We start from the raw sequence: 17,695 nt of genomic DNA, 5'->3' as shown, positions 1-17,695 counted from the left end.
ATTCTGTAAAGCGTTTTCAATTCATTTAAAGGAATGAGACAAACGATGAAATTGAAAAAGTACGTTGGAATGTTCAGTATCATGGCTTTATCCGTATCATTAGCTGCATGCGGCCCGAAAGAAAGCAGCAATGAAGCCTCAAGCTCGGATAAAAAGGAACTGGTAATCTGGGAGGATAAAGAGAAGGCGGAAGGCATTCAAGATGCTGTTGCCCAGTTTGAAAAGGAGCATAACGTCTCTGTCAAAGTCATTGAAAAACCATATGCCAAACAAATCGAAGATTTACGAATGGATGGACCGGCCGGCACGGGGCCCGATGTTCTGACGATGCCCGGAGACCAAATCGGCACGGCGGTAACGGAAGGTTTGATCAAGGAATTGTCGATCGGTAAAGACGTTCAATCGATCTATACCGACGCTGCGATGAAATCGCAAATGATAAACGGCAAAGTCTACGGACTGCCGAAAGCGGTCGAAACGACGATGCTCTACTATAATAAAGACCTGATTTCCGAGAAAGAACTGCCGAAAACGCTGGATGAGTGGTATGAATACTCGAAAAAAGTGACAGACGGCAAGAAATACGGCTTTTTGGCCTTATTCGATCAGATTTATTATGCCGAAAGCGTCATGAGCGGCTACGGCGGGTACATTTTTAAAAGCAAAGGCGACGGCAGCTATGATCCGGCTGACATCGGTTTGAACCAAAAAGGTGCAATCGAAGGCGCAGCGTACATAGAGAAGTTTTATAAAGAAGGATTGTTCCCGGCGGGCATCATCGGAGAGCAGGGCATAAATGTACTGGAATCGCTGTTTACGGAAGGGAAAGCGGCGGCGATCATTTCCGGCCCGTGGAATTTGGAGCCGTTCAAAAAATCGGGGATCAATTACGGCGTGGCGAAGCTGCCTGAGCTGCCAAACGGCAAAAATATGAGCGCTTTTATTGGCGTAAAAAGCTACAATGTCAGCGCTTACTCAAAAAATGCCAAACTTGCGGAACAATTGGCCGTCTTCCTCGCCAATAAAGAAAATTCGAAAAAGCGGTATGAGGTCACAAAAGAAGTCCCGGCCGTCAAAGCATTGGCGGATGATCCGGCCGTTACAAAAAGCGAAGCCGCCAAAGCCGTTGCCGAACAGTCAAAGTTCTCAGAATTGACGCCGAATATTCCTGAGATGAATGAAGTATGGACACCGGCCGATGCGGCGCTGCAAACCATCGCAACAGGCAAAGCAGAGCCGAAAAAAGCGTTGGATCAAGCTGTTGAAACGATTCAAGGACAAATCAAGGCCAAACACAGCGGCAAGTGATGGGGAATGGCGTCAGGCGAATTGGCGCCATTTCATCATAAGGACGTCCGTATAAAGAGGTGAAAGAGAAGGTGCAGCATCGCAAAACGGCTTTGCTATTATCGATTATTCCGGGCTTCGGCCAATTTTACAATAAACAATGGATAAAAGGTCTGCTATTCCTTATTTTAGGTGCAGCGTTCTTCGCGGTTTTTGGCGATCTGCTGAATATGGGACTGTGGGGCATCTTTACGCTTGGAACCGAAGTGCCGCGCGACAACTCGATTTTTCTTCTGGCACAAGGCATTATTGCCGTGATTGTCACGTGTTTCGGACTGGCCGTATATTACGTAAATTTAAGGGATGCGTATCAAAACGGAAAATTGCGCGATGAACATCAGGAATTAAGCTCCCTTAAAGAGCAATATCAAAATTTAATTTCTCAAGGCTATCCATACGTGATCAGCGGTCCGTCGCTGTTTATCCTAATTTTTGCCGTCGTTTTCCCGATCTTATTCAGCTTTGCATTAGCCTTTACAAACTATAATTTATACCATTCGCCGCCTGCACATTTAGTCGATTGGGTGGGACTGAAAACATTTTCTGAGATTTTCACCGTTGATATTTGGCGTTCGACCTTTTTTGATGTGCTGGCATGGACTGTCGTCTGGACGCTTGTCGCTTCTTCCCTGCAGGTCGGATTGGGGATTTTGCTGGCGGTCGTCGTCAACCAGAAAGACATTCGCTTTAAAAAATTGTTTCGTACGATTCTCGTTTTGCCTTGGGCAGTGCCCGGTTTCGTCACGATCCTTGTCTTTGCCGGTCTTTTTAATGACAGTTTTGGCGCGGTCAATCATACGATTCTGGCTGCTTTAGGAATCGATCCGATTCCTTGGATGACAAATGCGGGCTGGGCGAAACTGGCGCTGATCCTTATGCAGGGCTGGCTCGGTTTTCCGTATGTGTTCATCGTCACGACCGGCGTCCTTCAGTCGATCCCGGATGACCTTTATGAAGCGGCAACCATTGACGGTGCATCCGTTTTTGCTAAGTTCAGGCACATTACGCTGCCGCTGATCTTAATTGCCATGGCTCCGATTATTATTACGCAGTTCACCTTTAATTTTAATAACTTTAACATTATCTATCTCTTCAATGGCGGCGGCCCGGCAGTTCCCGGATCGACCGCGGGGGGAACCGATATTTTAGTGTCCTGGATTTATAAGTTGACGATGCAGTCGAGCCAGTATTCTTTGGCGGCGGCATTGACGATTCTATTGTCCGTCTTTGTCATTTCGATTGCACTGTGGCAGTTCAGGCGGACGAATTCTTTCAAAGAGGGGGCTTAAGACGATGCTGACAGACATGAGAAAAAGAAAGTTTTTCCGCCTTTTTTTCTCTTACGCGCTATTGATTTTCATGATCGTTGTCATCATTTATCCCCTGCTTTGGACCGTGGGAGCCAGTTTTAATCCAGGCAACAGCTTGATCAGCACATCGATCATTCCGGACAATCCGACATTGGATCATTATAAAGAATTATTTGCCGGAAAACAGAGCCTTCAATATGGGAAATGGTATCTCAATTCGCTGAAAATCAGCATATTTACGATGATCGGAGCGGTCATCAGCGTTTCTTTTACAGCTTATGCTTTTTCCAGATTCCGGTTTAAGGGCAGAAAAAACGCGCTGATGCTATTTTTGCTGCTGCAGATGATCCCGCAGTTTTCGGCTTTAGTCGCGCTCTTCGTTTTGGCGCAAATGCTGGGAATGATGAACAGCCACTGGCTGTTGATTTTGCTGTATATCGGCGGACAGATTCCGATGAACACCTATTTGATGAAAGGCTATATGGACTCGATTCCGGTTGATTTGGATGAAAGCGCCAAGATAGACGGCGCCGGCAACACAAGGATCTTTTGGCAAATCATCATGCCTTTATCAAAGCCGATGATTGCGGTAGTCGCCATGAACGGATTTACCGGGCCGCTCGGAGACTTCGTATTGTCGTCGACTATCTTGCGCTCGCCTGAATCTTATACGCTGCCGATCGGCTTATACAATTTAGTGAATGAGGTCATGGGAGCAAGCTATACGACGTTTGCCGCCGGAGCCATTCTGATCAGCATACCGGTCGCCGTCATCTTTATCATGCTGCAGAAGAATTTTGTGTCAGGATTAACGGCAGGCGGAACAAAAGGATAAACGAATGAAAAGGAGAGTATTATGTCTAAATCTTATACGACAGAGGCAAAATTCATGCTTCACGGAGGAGATTACAATCCTGAGCAGTGGCTTGATCGGCCCGATATTTTAGCGGACGATGTAAAATTGATGAAGCTTGCCCATGCTAATACGTTTTCTGTGGGGATTTTTGCATGGAGCGCACTTGAGCCTGAGGAAGGCTTCTATACGTTTGACTGGCTGGACGGGATTTTCGACAGCATCCACCGGATGGGGGGGCGGGTGATTTTGGCGACCCCAAGCGGAGCGCGCCCGGCCTGGCTGTCGCAAACATATCCCGAAGTGCTGCGCGTGAATGCAGCCAGGGTGAAACAGCTCCACGGTTCAAGGCATAATCATTGTTTTACTTCCCGCGTATACCGCGAAAAAACGAGAGACATCAATCGCTTGCTGGCCGAAAGGTATGGCAGGCATCCGGCGCTCCTCATGTGGCACGTGTCGAACGAATACGGCGGGGAATGCCACTGCGGGGAGTGTCAGAACGCGTTCAGAGACTGGCTTAAAAAGAAATACAACGATGATCTGAAGGCGTTGAATGACGCCTGGTGGGGGCCTTTTTGGAGCCATACGTACAGCGACTGGTCGCAAATCGAATCCCCTTCTCCGATCGGGGAAAGCGCCGTACACGGTCTGAATTTGGACTGGCGCCGGTTTGTCACCGACCAAACGATTTCGTTCTATCACAATGAGATCGCTCCTTTAAGGGAAATCACGCCGAACATTCCCATCACGACAAACTTCATGGCAGATACATACGATTTAATTCCTTTTCAGGGCCTCGATTACAGCAAGTTTGCCAAGCATGTTGACGTGATCAGCTGGGATGCGTATCCCGCATGGCACAATGATTGGGAGAGCACGGCCGATCTGGCGGCGAAAGTCGGTTTTATTAATGACTTATACAGGAGCCTGAAGCAGCAGTCGTTCCTGTTAATGGAATCCACGCCAAGCAGCGTCAATTGGCATGATGTGAACAAACCGAAGCGCCCGGGGATGAATTTGCTGTCATCGATGCAGATGGTCGCTCATGGATCTGACAGCGTCCTCTATTTTCAATGGCGGCAATCCCGCGGTTCTTCAGAAAAATTTCACGGAGCGGTCGTCGGCCACGACAATAGCCCGGAAAACCGCGTGTTTCAAGAAGTCTCCAAAATCGGTCAAACATTGGAACGCCTTTCCGATGTCGCCGGGACCAATCGTCCGGCGGAGACGGCCATTCTTTACGATTGGGAAAACAATTGGGCGATTCAGGATGCACAAGGGTTCGGGATGAAGACGAAGCGCTATCCTCAGACATTGCAGCAGCATTACCGGGCGTTTTGGGACCGGGATATTCCCGTCGATGTCATTACGAAGGAACACGATTTTTCATCATATCGATTGCTGATTGCGCCGATGCTGTATTTAGCAAGTAAAGAAACGATAGCCCGGCTCAAGGCATTTGTTGCAGACGGGGGCACATTGGTGCTGACTTATATCAGCGGGATCGTCAACGAGCATGACTTAACCTATTTATCCGGGTGGCCTCAGGATCTCCAAGAGATGTTCGGCATGGAGCCCGTAGAAACAGACACGCTGTACCCAAGCGATAAAAATGCAGTCCGTTATCAAAACAAATCGTATGAAGTGACGGACTATGCAACCGTCATTCGCACGCACACGGCGGTTCAGGAAGGCGTCTATGAGGACGATTTTTACGCAAATACGCCGGCCGTAACAAGCCATCAATACCAATACAAAAAAGGGAAAACATACTATATTGGTGCGAGGTTAAATGACGAATTTCACGGCGATTTTTACGGGCATTTGATGGAAGAGCTGTCGATCAAACCTCCATATTCGGTGAAGCATGAAAAAGGCGTGTCCGTTCAGGTTCGGTGCGACGGGGAGCATGACTATATTTTTGTCATGAACTTTACAGAGGAAAAACAGCCTGTTGTGTTTGAATCAAGCGTGAGAGATATGGTGACAGGGGAAGTCATTACGGATGATTTGACACTGGACAAATATGAAGTCAGAATCGTGGCGAACGCAAAAAAAGACTAGCTTCTGAGAAACATCCGCCCATAGAGAGCGGATGTATTTTTACTCATTTATGATAACGCTTTCATTATGAGGAGGGTGATTATGGGAGGAAAAGGGGTTAAAACGCTGTTTGCGGTTTTTTTCACGCTGATAATGATCATTGGTTCTTTTCAAGGATCGGCCCGGGCAGCCGCTCAGAAGCCGGTCAAGGCTGATATTTTTGTGGAAAAAGTGCCGGGTCTTAACAAAGATTTTATAAAGGGTGTGGACGTTTCAAGCATCATTGCCCTTGAAGAGAGCGGTGTAGCGTTTTACGATGAAGCCGGAAAAAAGCAGGACATTTTCAAAACGCTGAAACAAGCGGGCGTCAATTATGTAAGGGTGCGCATATGGCATAACCCTTATGATGCAAAGGGAAACGGCTACGGGGGAGGCAACAATGATCTGAAAAAAGCCATTGCCATCGGAAAAAGGGCGACTGAAAACGGTATGAAACTGCTGGCGGACTTCCATTATTCCGACTTCTGGGCCGATCCGGCTAAACAAAAAGCGCCAAAGGCATGGACAAACATGAATTTCGAAAACAAAAAAGCAGCGCTGTACAACTATACAAAAGAAAGCCTGCAAGCAATGAAGACAGCGGGAATTAACATCGGGATGGTGCAGGTCGGAAATGAAACGAACGGCGGGGTGGCCGGGGAAAATGATTGGTCAAAGATGTGCGAGCTCTTTAATGCTGGAAGCACAGCGGTTCGGGAAACAGATTCGAACATTCTCGTCGCCTTGCATTTTACGAATCCCGAGCGAACCGGAGGCTATGCTTCGATCGCCCGCACGCTCAACAACAATCGCGTCGACTATGATGTATTTGCAAGCTCGTATTACCCGTTTTGGCACGGTACGCTGCAAAATTTGACGTCCGTGCTCAAACATGTGGCCGGTACGTACGGCAAAAAAGTGATGGTGGCCGAGACATCGTACACCTACACGGCTGAGGACGGAGACGGGCATGCAAATACGGCGCCGAAAGACGGCCAGACGCTCCGCTATCCGATTACGGTTCAAGGCCAGGCAAATGCGGTAAGGGATGTCATTAAAGCTGTAGCCGATGCAGGCGATGCGGGAATTGGGGTTTTTTATTGGGAAGCGGCGTGGATTCCGGTCGGACCCGCGCGCAATCTCGAGAAAAATAAACGCATCTGGGAGACGTACGGTTCAGGATGGGCCACAAGCTATGCCGCAGAATACGATCCCGAAGACGCCGGAAAGTGGTATGGCGGCAGCGCCGTCGACAGTCAGGCATTGTTTGACTTTACGGGCCGTCCGCTGCCGTCCATTAACGTGTTAAAGTATGTCGATACAGGTGCGATTGTCCGTTGACCACGAATCGAAAGAGGCCGGGGCCATTAGCGTCAGGCCTCTTTCTAACTTAACGAGACGATTGAATGTGCATTTTCATGACAATCTGTTCTCCGATGGGGCCGATTTTTCTTTCTCCGGTATCGGCAAAACCGGCTTTCTCATACAAACGCCGGGCCGGAACATTTTTTTGATTGACAACCAACACGATTTCATCGCAGTGTTTGAATTCTTGTGTAATAAAGGACGCAAGTTTCAGCAATCCTTTTTTGGCAAAGCCTTTTCTCTGCTGTCTATGATCAATGGATAACGCGGTTAACAGCATGGCGTTCGGATTCGTTGAATAGTCTTTGACTCTTTCTGTTGAGTGAAGCAAAAAAAATCCGACAGGCGTTGCTTCACTGACAATGACGATCGGATATTGTCCGTCAGCCGCTTGCATAACATCGCGAGGAAACGCGGTGAAGCGTCTTTGTTCTTCCGGAAGCTCAAACCCTTTCAAAACGGGCAAATGCTCTTCAGAGCAATGCGCAAGTTCAATGCTCATTTAATAATCCCCTTTCGGCAGCGGGTAAGGTTCTTTCTTATAGAATAGAACATTTGTTTGCTGTTTGCAAAGAAAAAATGAAGGGGAGTGCCCCCTTCACCACGATCTATATCAAACAAATAAAAAGCTGACACTCGGCTTATTTCATCTCCGCCAAAGCGCCTTGAGGCACTTCCTCCCGCTCGATCTCAATCCAGCCTTTTCCGTAGGTTCCGACGGTATACATTTTGAGATAAGCTCCTGCCCGCAGCTTTCTGTCCATCACCCTGACGATTTTTTGCTTGTTTCCGTTTTTATCGTATCCGGTGAATGTGTAGCGGTATTTGCCGTTCCATAGCTTTTCGTAAGCGTCCGTCGTTTTGACGTAGTATGCTTCAACCGGAAGGCCTTTCAGAAAATTATCAGACAGCGGGGTGAGGCCCGCTGTCGTCTTTTGGAGGGCAAACAGTCCTCCAAAAACGATCAAAACAGAGGCGGCGAGTCCGATTCCCAGCTTTTTCATTGCATCTTCTCCCCTTTTCTATTGTTCAGTCCCATTTTATAAATTATCGGCGGGCTAAGACATTGATTCAAATTACAGTACGCTTACATTTTTGTAAGATTAGATTTTGTGAATCGCGGGGCAACGTGTCATAATAGACGCAAACAAAGGAGAGACGGAACATGCAAACCATTATGATTGTGGAAGACGATCCGAAAATCGCCGAACTGCTGCGGTCCCATATCATCAAATACGGCTATCGCGTACACGTCGTTCATGATTTTGACCGCGTGATGGACGAATTCAGAAATGAACGGCCTGACCTTGTACTCCTCGACGTCAATCTGCCGAGCTTTGACGGCTATTATTGGTGCCGGCAGATCCGGCAGGAATCGATCTGCCCCGTTTTGTTTATATCGGCGCGGACAGGTGAAATGGATCAGGTCATGGCGCTTGAAAACGGAGGGGATGATTTTATTACGAAGCCGTTTCATTCTGAAATCGTCATGGCGAAAGTTCGCAGCCAGCTGCGCCGGGCTTACGGCGAATATGCGTCAAAGGCCGATGAGCGGATGCTGGAAAGGGATGGGCTCAGGCTTTTCCCGGAAAGGCTTGAATTAGCATTTGGAGCAAAAACGGCTGCTTTGACGAAAAAAGAAGCCGATATAATCGAAAGCTTAATGGAGCGCTATCCGAGGGTCACCGGCCGCGAAGACCTGCTTGCCAAGCTTTGGGACGATCAGGCGTATGTCGACGAAAACACCCTCAATGTCAACATTACACGGGTCAGAAAGAAATTTTTGGAGCTTGGCATCGAAGACGCGGTAGAAACGGTCAGGGGCGCCGGGTATCGCCTGAATGTATCCTGGGTGAAGGCGGGAGAAGAATGAAGCTGTTTTTCAAGGAGCATTATCTGCTGATCGGCGTGCAAATCGTGCAGTTTACCGTCATGTTATCGGTGTATTGGCTTGATGGATACCGGAGCATCAAGCCCCTTTTGTATGCCGTTTTTCTCGGTTTTTTCTTTCTCGGCTGCTATCTTTTTTATCATTACTATACGCGCCGCAAATTTTACAGGCGCCTCGCAAGGCCCTTAGAGACGCTTGACGAATCCATTCAAAAAAACGGCGGGGCCCCTGCGGCAGAAGCGCTTGAGGAGCTTTTGAAAAGCCAGTACAGGCATTACCGGCACGAATTGAAAACGTTGGAACGTGCGCAAAAAGAGCATCTTACGTTTATGGAGCAATGGGTGCACCAAATGAAAACGCCGCTGTCCGTCATTGAGCTGACGGCCCAGGATCTCGATGAGCCGGAATCGTCGAGCATTCGCGAGGAGACCGAGCGGATGAAGACCGGATTGAACACGGTTCTGTACATGGCCCGCCTTCGGACGATTGAGCAGGATTTCCGCGTCAAGCCGGTCGTTTTAGCTGATATCGTCCATGAAGTCAACCGCGACAACAAACGGCTCTATATCCGCAGCCGGGTGTATCCGAAGTTCAAGGAAGAAAAGCAAGGCCTCACGGTTGAAACAGATGAAAAATGGCTGTTCTTTATGCTGTCTCAGCTCGTGAATAATGCGGTGAAATATTCTGCGGGAAAAAGCAGCACGATCATCATCTCCCTTTATGAAAAAGGAGCGGAAGCGGTATTGGAAGTGACGGATTTCGGCGTCGGAATTCCTGAAGCGGACCGGAAGCGGGTGTTTGATCCGTTTTTTACGGGCGAAAACGGCCGCAGGTTTAGAGAATCAACGGGAATGGGCCTTTATTTGACAAAGACGGCGGCCGATCAGCTCGGCCATCGCCTTGAGCTCGATTCAGAAGAAGGCAAAGGTACGACGGTCCGGATAATGTTCACTTCGACGCAAAACCTTACACCGATGTAAGGAAAGTGAAAGAAGAATCGATAGTTTTGACTTTGCTTTTTTAGATAGACTAAAGTCACAGATCGAAAGAGGAAAGGAGATCTTGTGATGCTTCAAGTTAAACAAGCGAGCAAAATATACGAAGGAAAAATCGCCTACAGGGCGTTAACCGATATTAACTTAACGATTGATGAAGGCGAGTTTGTCGGGATCATGGGGCCGTCCGGAAGCGGGAAAACGACCCTTTTGAATATGATCGCAACCATTGACGAGCCGACGACTGGAGAAATTCTGATCAACGGCAGGAACCCGCATGTGCTGAAAAAAGAACAGCTGGCCAAGTTCCGCCGCAGGGAACTGGGATTCGTCTTTCAGGACTTCAACCTTCTGCACACATTAACGGTTGAGGAAAACATCGTTCTTCCTTTGACGCTTGACGGGGAAAAGGTCAGGGAGATGAAGCGGAAAGCGAACAGCCTTGCTGAAAAACTCGGGATTACACACATTATGAAAAAGCGGACATTTGAGATATCAGGAGGGCAGGCGCAGCGTGCCGCTGTGGCAAGGGCAATGATTCATTCGCCGAAGCTGCTGCTGGCCGATGAACCGACGGGAAATCTTGATTCCAAATCGTCCAAAGACGTCATGGAAATGCTTGAATCGATCAATCGCCATGAGAAAACGACGATGATGCTTGTCACGCATGATCCCCAGGCGGCAAGCTACTGCCAGCGGGTGATCTTTATTAAAGACGGAAAGCTGTATTCGGAAATTAACCGCGGCGATCACCGCCAAGCCTTTTTCCAAAGGATTCTGGACACGCTTTCCTTATTGGGAGGGGATGCAAATGACTTTTCGTCAATTCGCGTTTAACAACGTCCTCCGCAATAAAAGGCTTTATGCCGCTTATTTTCTCAGCAGCATGTTTACGGTGATGGTGTTTTTTACGTTTGCCATGTTTACGTTCCATCCGGCGATCAATGGCGATGCAGGGCAGTCCGGAATGGGTCTTAAAGCGCTGTCAGGCATGTATGTATCGGGCGGCATCATCTTCGTCTTTTCGTTCTTCTTTATTCTGTATTCGATGAGCTCGTTTCTTCAATCAAGGAAAAAAGAGTTCGGGGTATTAATGATCCAAGGGATGTCGATGCGCCAAATCCGCATGATGGTTTTCCTGGAAAATATGCTGATCGGGTTTTTTGCCACCATCGGCGGAATTGCTGTCGGCCTTATATTCGCGAAATTGATCTTGCTCGCAGCCGAAAATGTGCTCATTATTGAAAACAGGCTTAATTTTTACTTCCCGCTGATGGCGGTCATTGTCACGTTCGTTTCGTTTACGGCTTTATTTTTGTTTATTTCGTTTCTCGTGACGTTCGTGCTCAGGACCGGGAAGCTGATCGACCTGTTAAAGGGAAATAAGAAACCGAAGGGAGAACCGAAGGCATCCGTCTTTTTGGCGATCTTAGCGGCCGTTCTCCTTGCATCGGGCTATTATGCAGCTTTGACCGCCAAAGGAAACGGCGTTTTTCTGGCCATGCTTCCGGTGACGGTTGTCGTAATTCTCGGAACGTACCTGCTCTTTACGCAATTAAGCGTCTATGTCATCCGCAGGATCAAAAAACGGGAAACTCTTTTCTGGAGAAAAACGAACATGCTCTTATTTTCCGACCTTTCCTACCGCATAAAGGATAACGCCCGGACGTTTTTTATGGTGGCGATCATTTCTACCGTGGCGTTCAGCGCAATCGGGACGCTCTACGGTGTGCAGTCGGTCTTGCTCGGAGCGACAAAAAGCGTGAACCCGAATACGTTCACATATCAGTCGCGGGGAGATGACAAAAAGGCAGAACAAGATACAGCTTTTATCAATCAGACGCTGCGAGACAGGAATGTGAAGGCGCAAAAGGCAGAAGCGGAATTCAAGTATGTGAAGATAAACGGTGAAGAGCAATTGCTCGTTAAGCTGTCCGATTACAATCGGCTTGCTGATCTGATCGGCGAGAAGCCCCTTAAGCTGGCTGAAGGAAAAGCCGCGGCGGTTGAATTCGACGGCTATGCCGGCAGCTATGAAATCGAGAGGAACAAAGAGACCATCGAGCTAAAAACAGGCAAACGGGTTCAGGCCGATCACGCCATGTATTCAAGGGCAGTGGGCAAGCCGGGAATGTATTATGTCGTTTCTGACGAAGATTTTGAACAATTGAAAAAGCCGGTATCAGAGGAACGGTTTTATGCGTGGCAGGCACAAGGGGAAGACGAGACGTCTTTGATTAAAACAGGAGAGATATTAAACAATAAGCTCGACCCGCTCAATTTCATGGCCGTTGATTACGAGGTTTATGATCTCAGCAGGGGATATGGCCCCATGTTGTTCATCGGGTTGTTTATCGGAATCGTCTTTTTCGTTTCTGCGGGAAGCTTCCTTTATTTCCGCCTGTACACCGATTTGGATGAAGACAAAGAGAAATTTAAAGCGATATCCAAGATGGGCTTGACCAGCCGCGAACTGAAAAAGGTGCTGACAAGGCAGATGGCGATCCTTTTCTTTGCGCCTATTATCGTTGCGCTGATTCATGGAGCGGTGGCGCTCACGGCATTATCGAATGCGTTTCGGTACAATCTCTTTACGGAATCTGCAATCGTTCTCGGCGTGTTTTTCGCGATTCAGGTCATCTACTTTTTCATCGTGCGTTTCTACTATACGAAGCAGATTAAAGCTGCGCTTCGTTAGGAGATTAGACCGCTGTCTAATCTCCTTTTTATATTTCATGCGGCCTGAGCACTTCGCCTCTTTTTTGATTTGGATGATTATGTTAATTTTAAAATATTTCAAATTTGAAAGAGGAGTGGTAGATGTGCAAGTGAAAGAAATTTTCGTCATTCGCTGTATATCCTGCTTAAGCGTCGTTTTGCTCCATACGATTTCCATGGTCCTTTTCTTTCGGGGAGACATGCTTAGTGATACCGTCCGCGTTGTTGAATCTTTCAGAACCCTCCTGATGTTCAGCACGCCGGCGTTTATTTTCATTTCCGAGTTTTTGCTGGCGCACGCATATCCCGGCGGTGTTCCGCAGGGGTTTTTGAAAAAGAGATTCAAGACGATTTTCGTTCCCTTTCTATTCATCGCCGTTCTTGATGCGTTTGTCATGACCGGCTTGATGATGCAGCAGTTTCATATGACGGCGATCGTAAACAAGCTGTTGGCCAACATTTTCTTAGGGAATTTCATCGGCTACTTTATTCTCGTCATCTTTCAGTTTTACCTTCTGCATATGTGCTTTCACTCTTTTTTGCAAAAGGCCTCCCCGAAATGGGTGCTTTCCGTTTCTTTTGCGGCCACCGCTATTTACTTAAGCTATTTTACATTCATCAACCCGCCCGTTTTAAAAGAGATGGCGCCGTTTCCGTTTTCATGGGTGCCTTTTCCCGGCTGGCTTTTTTACTTTTGCCTGGCGTATTATTGCGGAAAGAACTACAAGAGCTTTTTGGCTCTGTTGGACAAGTACAAGTATGCGGTGTACGGTACAGCTCTCATTTCGGCTGCTGCGATTGTCGCCATATCGTTTTTCGGGGAGAATATTGCTGTTAACTCAAAGCGCCCGGATATCATGTTTTACTCCACGAGCATCATTTTCTTGTGCTTTCACCTGTTTTCCAAGCTGAACGCAGTTCCGAGGCTGATCATGATGATCAGCAACTATTCTTTTTCCATCTATTTATTGCACGCCTTCCTGCTCATCTTCGGACTCGTGATTTTAACCGCCTTTGAGGGGCTCCATGCGGCGGCTGCCTGTGTGCTGCTTTTTGTCATTTGTACAGGCGGTGCGATGTTCATCTCATGGGCGGTCAACAAGTGTAAATACGGTTATATGTTCGTCGGCAAAATCTATCAGCCGAAACAGCGGAAAACAGAGCAGAACATACAGCATCACGCAGGGTAGAATCCAAGCGGAAAATCGACAGATTTTCCGCTGTTTTTTTTGCTAAAATATTCACTTGCTTTTTAAATGACGAGTTACCTATAATCATAATATGATAACGAGAATCATTTTCATCAATGGAGGCACCGATGATGGTTTTAGCAGAATTGAATCAAAGGGATAAAGCGAGAATCATAGATTTTTCAGACGTCAATGAGCTGGTGCAGCAGCGGCTGATTCATCTCGGAGTAAAAGAAGACACAGAGATTTGTATGAAGCGGAAACTGCCGTTCGGCGGGCCGTGTATGTTTGAAACATCCGGGCAATCGATCGGCATTCGATTAACCGATGCGAAAAAAATAAAGGTTGAAAAACGATGACTGGACAGCAAATTGCGCTTTTTGGAAACCCGAATACGGGAAAAACCTCATTATTTAATGCATTGACAGGTTCCTATGAATACGTGGGGAACTGGAGCGGCGTCACCGTCGAGAAAAAAGTCGGAATGATCCGCAATAAAAAAGGGATGATGATTGATCTTCCCGGCGTATATACGTTAAGCCCCCTGTCGCGGGATGAAGGGGTTGTCACCGATTTCTTATTGCACGAGCCGTTTACCGAAGTCTTAAATATTGTGGATGCTTCTCAATTAAAACGAAACCTCCATTTGACGGTACAACTTCTCGAATTCGGGAAACCGCTGACGATCGGTTTAAATATGACAGATGTGGCCAGGCAGCGCGGCATCATCGTCAATCATGCCGGCTTGTCAAAACAGCTTGGCGTTCCGGTCATTCCGATCATCGCCCGGAACGGCACAGGGTGCGACGAACTCAGCCGCCATCTGCTGTCGCGGAACGGCGAAGGGCAAAAGCCGCTGGTGATCGATTACGGCAGCGTGTTGGAGCAGGCAATTCGTCAGCTTGAAACAGTCATACCGGAACGGCCCGGCGTTCCGAAGCGCTGGATGGCCCTTCAATATTTAGAAGGTAATTCGAAAATGAAGGAGCAGCTGGAGTCTTCGGCTGATCAAGCCGCCTTGGAAAAGATCCGCCAGGCGGCCGAAGAAGAAATCGTGAAAGAGAAAACGGCGAAGCCCTTGCACCAGCACATTTACCATGTCAGGGAACAGTATATCGAACGCGTGATTTCGAACTCCGTTCAATTCGAATCAAGCGGAAAACGGACGTTAACCGAGCGGGTTGACGCGATTGTGACCCATCATGTGCTGGGGATTCCGATTTTCCTCGGATTCATGTATCTCATGTTTATGCTGACGTTCGACTGGCTCGGCGTCCCGCTGTCTGATGCGCTTGACGGATGGATGAGCGGTCCGCTGACAGACTGGACGTCTTCAGCTTTAGCGGCGGCTGGGGCGAGCACGTTCATCAAAGCGTTGATTCTCGACGGGATTATTGCCGGGGTCGGCGGTGTTCTCGTATTCGTACCGCAAATATTCATTCTGTTTTTCTTTATATCGCTCCTTGAAGATTCGGGATATATGGCGAGAGTCGCGATGGTGATGGACCGTCTGATGGAGGCGATCGGCTTAAACGGAAAAGCATTCATTCCGCTTATCATCGGCTTCGGCTGCAATGTGCCGGGCGTCATGGCGGCCAGAACCGTTGAGCAGCCAAAAGAGAGGCTGTTGACCATCATGCTGACGCCTTTTATGTCTTGTTCGGCGCGGCTTCCGGTATACGCGCTGTTTGCCGGAGCCTTTTTTGCGGCTCACCAGGCGCTGGTCGTGCTTTCCTTATACGTCCTTGGCATCGCAGCAGCATTGGCGCTGGCAGCCTTTTTATCTTCGTCCAAGCTGAAGGAAGAAAAGTCGTTCTTTGTCATCGAACTGCCGCCGTACCGTCTGCCGCAGGCCCGTACGCTATGGCGGTCGACGTGGGAAAAAGGAAAAGGATTTGTCCGCAAAGCCGGGACATATATTTTTGGCGGGTCTGTCCTCATTTGGATCTTGTCTTATACAGGACCGGGCGGAACGGGAGTAGAAATGGATCACAGCTTTTTGGCAATGATCGGCGGCGTAATTGCCCCGCTGCTTGCGCCGCTCGGCTTTGGAACGTGGCAGGCCGCCGCATCGCTGTTAACGGGATTTCTCGCCAAAGAAGTCGTCGTCGCTTCAATGAGCATTATTTACTTTGTGCCAGAATCACAATTGCAGGGGGTCATGGCGCATCAATTTTCGCCTTTGGCAGCGTACGGATTTATGGCATTTGTGCTGTTGTATGTTCCGTGCCTGGCGACAGTAGCCGTGATAAAAAAAGAGACAACCTCGAAAAAATGGATGTTTTTGTCGATTTTATACGGTCTGGCGACCGCTTACGCCTTGACATTCGTGATTTATCAGGGCGGAAAATTGCTGGGGCTATCATAAGGAGGGATCTGGCGGTATGCTGTTTAATATTACGGTCGGGACGCTCATCTTCGGATATGCGGCTTGGACGCTGTTTAAGTTTGTAAAAAGAAGCCGGAAAGGAAAATGTGCCGCCTGTGAGCTGAATCGCACATGCCAATCCGCCTGTGACGACGTGAAAATGAAAAACAGTTGAGATTGTCTCAGCTGTTTTTTTATGTCCGCACTTCGCTCATAAGGGCATGGGTATTTTCTTCCGAATCCTTGTAGTTCTCATTCCAAATTTTACGGTGTTTTAAATCCATTGCCATTATCCACTCCTATTAAAGTAATATAGGTATTATTAGGTTAACTTATATTAATTTCCTTTTTTTGCTTGAAAAATAAAAAAGCAGTGTGATTTCAATTGCGAAATCCACTGCTTTTATCATGTATCTTATACTAACAACGCAATATAGTTCGGTTGGAAGCGCCTTTTTTATTTTTTCTGATTTTCCTTCTCGCGCTTCACCAGCATATCAGTAATCAAATCGATCTGCCTGCTGACAGAGATCGGATCGTATGGATAGAAGGTGTCAAAGTCATTGATGAAAACGCGGTTGTTTTTAACGGCGTCAAGGTTTTTCCAAACTGCAGATTCCTTCAGCTTGTCGAGCGTTTTGCTGTCTCCGTTCGGATTGTAGTCGGTAACGAACATGTAGTCAGCCGCATATTCAGGCACGACTTCAAGCGAAAGTTCTTTCATTTCCCCGGTTTTGATGACGTCTTTTTCGATTTTTTCAGGGGCTTTTAAGCCGAGGGCATTATAGACGGCTTGGCCTCCGCGGCCTCCGCGGCCTCCGTTGTCGTTGAATACCCAGAACTTTCCTTTATCCGTGTTTTCGTAAATTCCGAATGTGGCGTTTTTATCGATGACTTTATCAATTTTTTTCCTTGCGCCCTTCGCTTTTTGATCAAAATCGGCAAGGAATTGTTCCGCTTCGGTTTTTGCACCCGCGATATCGCCGAACATCTTTACGGTTTCCTGAACGTTTTTGGCGGTGTTGTAAGGGATGACGACAGTCGGCGCGATTTTAGAAAGCTTGTCATAATTGTCATCTTTCATGACGACGATTAAATCAGGCTTCAGCTTCATCACTTTTTCGATGTTGATCGGGTCGCCCACATCAGTGACATCCTTCATTTTATCCTTTAAAAATGGGTTTGTAAAAGACCAGGACCCGGAGCCGACAACGTTCGCGCCTACTGAGAACAGCTCCCCTGCGTAAAAGTCTGTGACGATCCGTTTTGGCTTGACGGGAATTTTTACATTGCCGCGTGTCGATTTATAGGTTCTTGTCGCCGCCTCGGCAGCCCCTTTTTCACTGCCGGTGTTCCCGTTGGACTGTGACGAGCTGCAAGCGCTGACGAACAAACATAATATCATAATCAATCCGATAATAAACGAACGCTTTTTCATTTGACCCTCCGTATATATGTATATAATTGATAATGATTCGCATTATCAAAGTAAATATAGCAGAAAAAGTCCTCATTCGTCCATCACTTTTTTTGCTTTGTATGATGATTATTGTTTTGGATAATTTGTTACTAT

16 protein-coding genes are annotated in these 17,695 nt (G+C 47.6%); 13 read left to right on the top strand and 3 right to left on the bottom strand.

Annotated features, from left to right (window positions below):
- Positions 1 to 45 precede the first annotated feature (45 nt).
- From V7126_RS01190 to V7126_RS01170, 5 genes are all read left to right on the top strand, one after another.
- Positions 46 to 1,308 carry a sugar ABC transporter substrate-binding protein gene (locus V7126_RS01190; RefSeq protein WP_046130555.1) on the top strand — a complete coding sequence of 421 codons (1,263 nt, stop codon included), beginning with the start codon at positions 46 to 48 and terminating at the stop codon, positions 1,306 to 1,308.
- A 71-nt stretch (positions 1,309 to 1,379) separates the two neighbouring features.
- A complete protein-coding gene (locus tag V7126_RS01185) occupies positions 1,380 to 2,636 on the top strand; it encodes a carbohydrate ABC transporter permease (RefSeq protein WP_046130554.1) in 1,257 nt (418 codons plus the stop codon).
- Positions 2,637 to 2,640: 4 nt separating this feature from the next.
- Positions 2,641 to 3,492 carry a sugar ABC transporter permease gene (locus V7126_RS01180; protein ID WP_099047083.1) on the top strand — a complete coding sequence of 284 codons (852 nt, stop codon included), beginning with the start codon at positions 2,641 to 2,643 and terminating at the stop codon, positions 3,490 to 3,492.
- Positions 3,493 to 3,513: 21 nt separating this feature from the next.
- Positions 3,514 to 5,577 carry a beta-galactosidase gene (locus V7126_RS01175; protein ID WP_272901827.1) on the top strand — a complete coding sequence of 688 codons (2,064 nt, stop codon included), beginning with the start codon at positions 3,514 to 3,516 and terminating at the stop codon, positions 5,575 to 5,577.
- 132 nt (positions 5,578 to 5,709) lie between these two features.
- Positions 5,710 to 6,936, top strand: a complete 1,227-nt coding sequence (locus tag V7126_RS01170) for an arabinogalactan endo-1,4-beta-galactosidase (protein WP_231947520.1) — start codon at positions 5,710 to 5,712, stop codon at positions 6,934 to 6,936.
- A gap of 49 nt (positions 6,937 to 6,985) precedes the next feature.
- Here V7126_RS01170 and V7126_RS01165 read toward each other — a convergent pair whose 3' ends face one another.
- Both V7126_RS01165 and V7126_RS01160 read right to left on the bottom strand, forming a co-directional pair.
- Positions 6,986 to 7,462: a GNAT family N-acetyltransferase gene (locus V7126_RS01165; protein WP_175075933.1), complete on the bottom strand. Its 477-nt coding sequence runs from the start codon at positions 7,460 to 7,462 to the stop codon at positions 6,986 to 6,988.
- 139 nt (positions 7,463 to 7,601) lie between these two features.
- Complete coding sequence (locus tag V7126_RS01160; RefSeq protein ID WP_046130550.1) at positions 7,602 to 7,964, bottom strand: YxeA family protein; 363 nt, start codon at positions 7,962 to 7,964, stop codon at positions 7,602 to 7,604.
- 161 nt (positions 7,965 to 8,125) lie between these two features.
- Here V7126_RS01160 and V7126_RS01155 point away from each other — a divergent pair, with 161 nt between their 5' ends.
- The 8 genes from V7126_RS01155 to V7126_RS01120 all read left to right on the top strand — a co-directional run bounded on the left by V7126_RS01155 (position 8,126) and on the right by V7126_RS01120 (position 16,297).
- Entirely contained in the window at positions 8,126 to 8,833 is a 708-nt protein-coding gene (locus V7126_RS01155; RefSeq protein ID WP_046130549.1) for a response regulator transcription factor, read from the top strand.
- Positions 8,830 to 9,831, top strand: coding sequence for a sensor histidine kinase (locus V7126_RS01150; protein WP_046130548.1), 1,002 nt, complete (start codon positions 8,830 to 8,832; stop codon positions 9,829 to 9,831). The genes V7126_RS01155 and V7126_RS01150 overlap by 4 nt, the downstream gene beginning before the upstream one ends.
- 87 nt (positions 9,832 to 9,918) lie before the next feature.
- Positions 9,919 to 10,683 (top strand): ABC transporter ATP-binding protein, encoded by a 765-nt coding sequence (locus V7126_RS01145; protein ID WP_046130547.1) that lies wholly within the window; start codon positions 9,919 to 9,921, stop codon positions 10,681 to 10,683.
- Entirely contained in the window at positions 10,658 to 12,544 is a 1,887-nt protein-coding gene (locus V7126_RS01140) for an FtsX-like permease family protein (protein WP_175075934.1), read from the top strand. The genes V7126_RS01145 and V7126_RS01140 overlap by 26 nt, the downstream gene beginning before the upstream one ends.
- A gap of 124 nt (positions 12,545 to 12,668) precedes the next feature.
- Positions 12,669 to 13,754, top strand: coding sequence for an acyltransferase family protein (locus tag V7126_RS01135; RefSeq protein ID WP_046130595.1), 1,086 nt, complete (start codon positions 12,669 to 12,671; stop codon positions 13,752 to 13,754).
- A 128-nt stretch (positions 13,755 to 13,882) separates the two neighbouring features.
- The gene (locus V7126_RS01130) at positions 13,883 to 14,113 is read left to right on the top strand and encodes a FeoA family protein (protein WP_373688007.1); all 231 of its coding nucleotides are present in this window, start codon (positions 13,883 to 13,885) and stop codon (positions 14,111 to 14,113) included.
- Positions 14,110 to 16,122, top strand: a complete 2,013-nt coding sequence (feoB, locus tag V7126_RS01125) for a ferrous iron transport protein B (RefSeq protein WP_046130544.1) — start codon at positions 14,110 to 14,112, stop codon at positions 16,120 to 16,122. Before V7126_RS01130 ends, feoB begins: the two co-directional genes overlap by 4 nt.
- Before the next feature lie 16 nt (positions 16,123 to 16,138).
- Positions 16,139 to 16,297: a FeoB-associated Cys-rich membrane protein gene (locus tag V7126_RS01120; protein ID WP_046130543.1), complete on the top strand. Its 159-nt coding sequence runs from the start codon at positions 16,139 to 16,141 to the stop codon at positions 16,295 to 16,297.
- Positions 16,298 to 16,579: 282 nt separating this feature from the next.
- Here the strand turns inward: V7126_RS01120 and V7126_RS01115 are convergent, their stop codons facing one another.
- Positions 16,580 to 17,560 (bottom strand): iron-hydroxamate ABC transporter substrate-binding protein, encoded by a 981-nt coding sequence (locus V7126_RS01115; protein ID WP_335496086.1) that lies wholly within the window; start codon positions 17,558 to 17,560, stop codon positions 16,580 to 16,582.
- Between the last annotated feature and the right edge of the window lie 135 nt (positions 17,561 to 17,695).

Source organism: Bacillus sp. JJ675 (assembly GCF_036963165.1).
In the GTDB taxonomy this organism is placed as follows: Bacteria; Bacillota; Bacilli; order Bacillales; family Bacillaceae; genus Bacillus; species Bacillus glycinifermentans.
The sequence above is the reverse complement of the archived record's forward strand: the minus strand, read 5'-3'. Positions and strand labels throughout refer to the sequence as shown.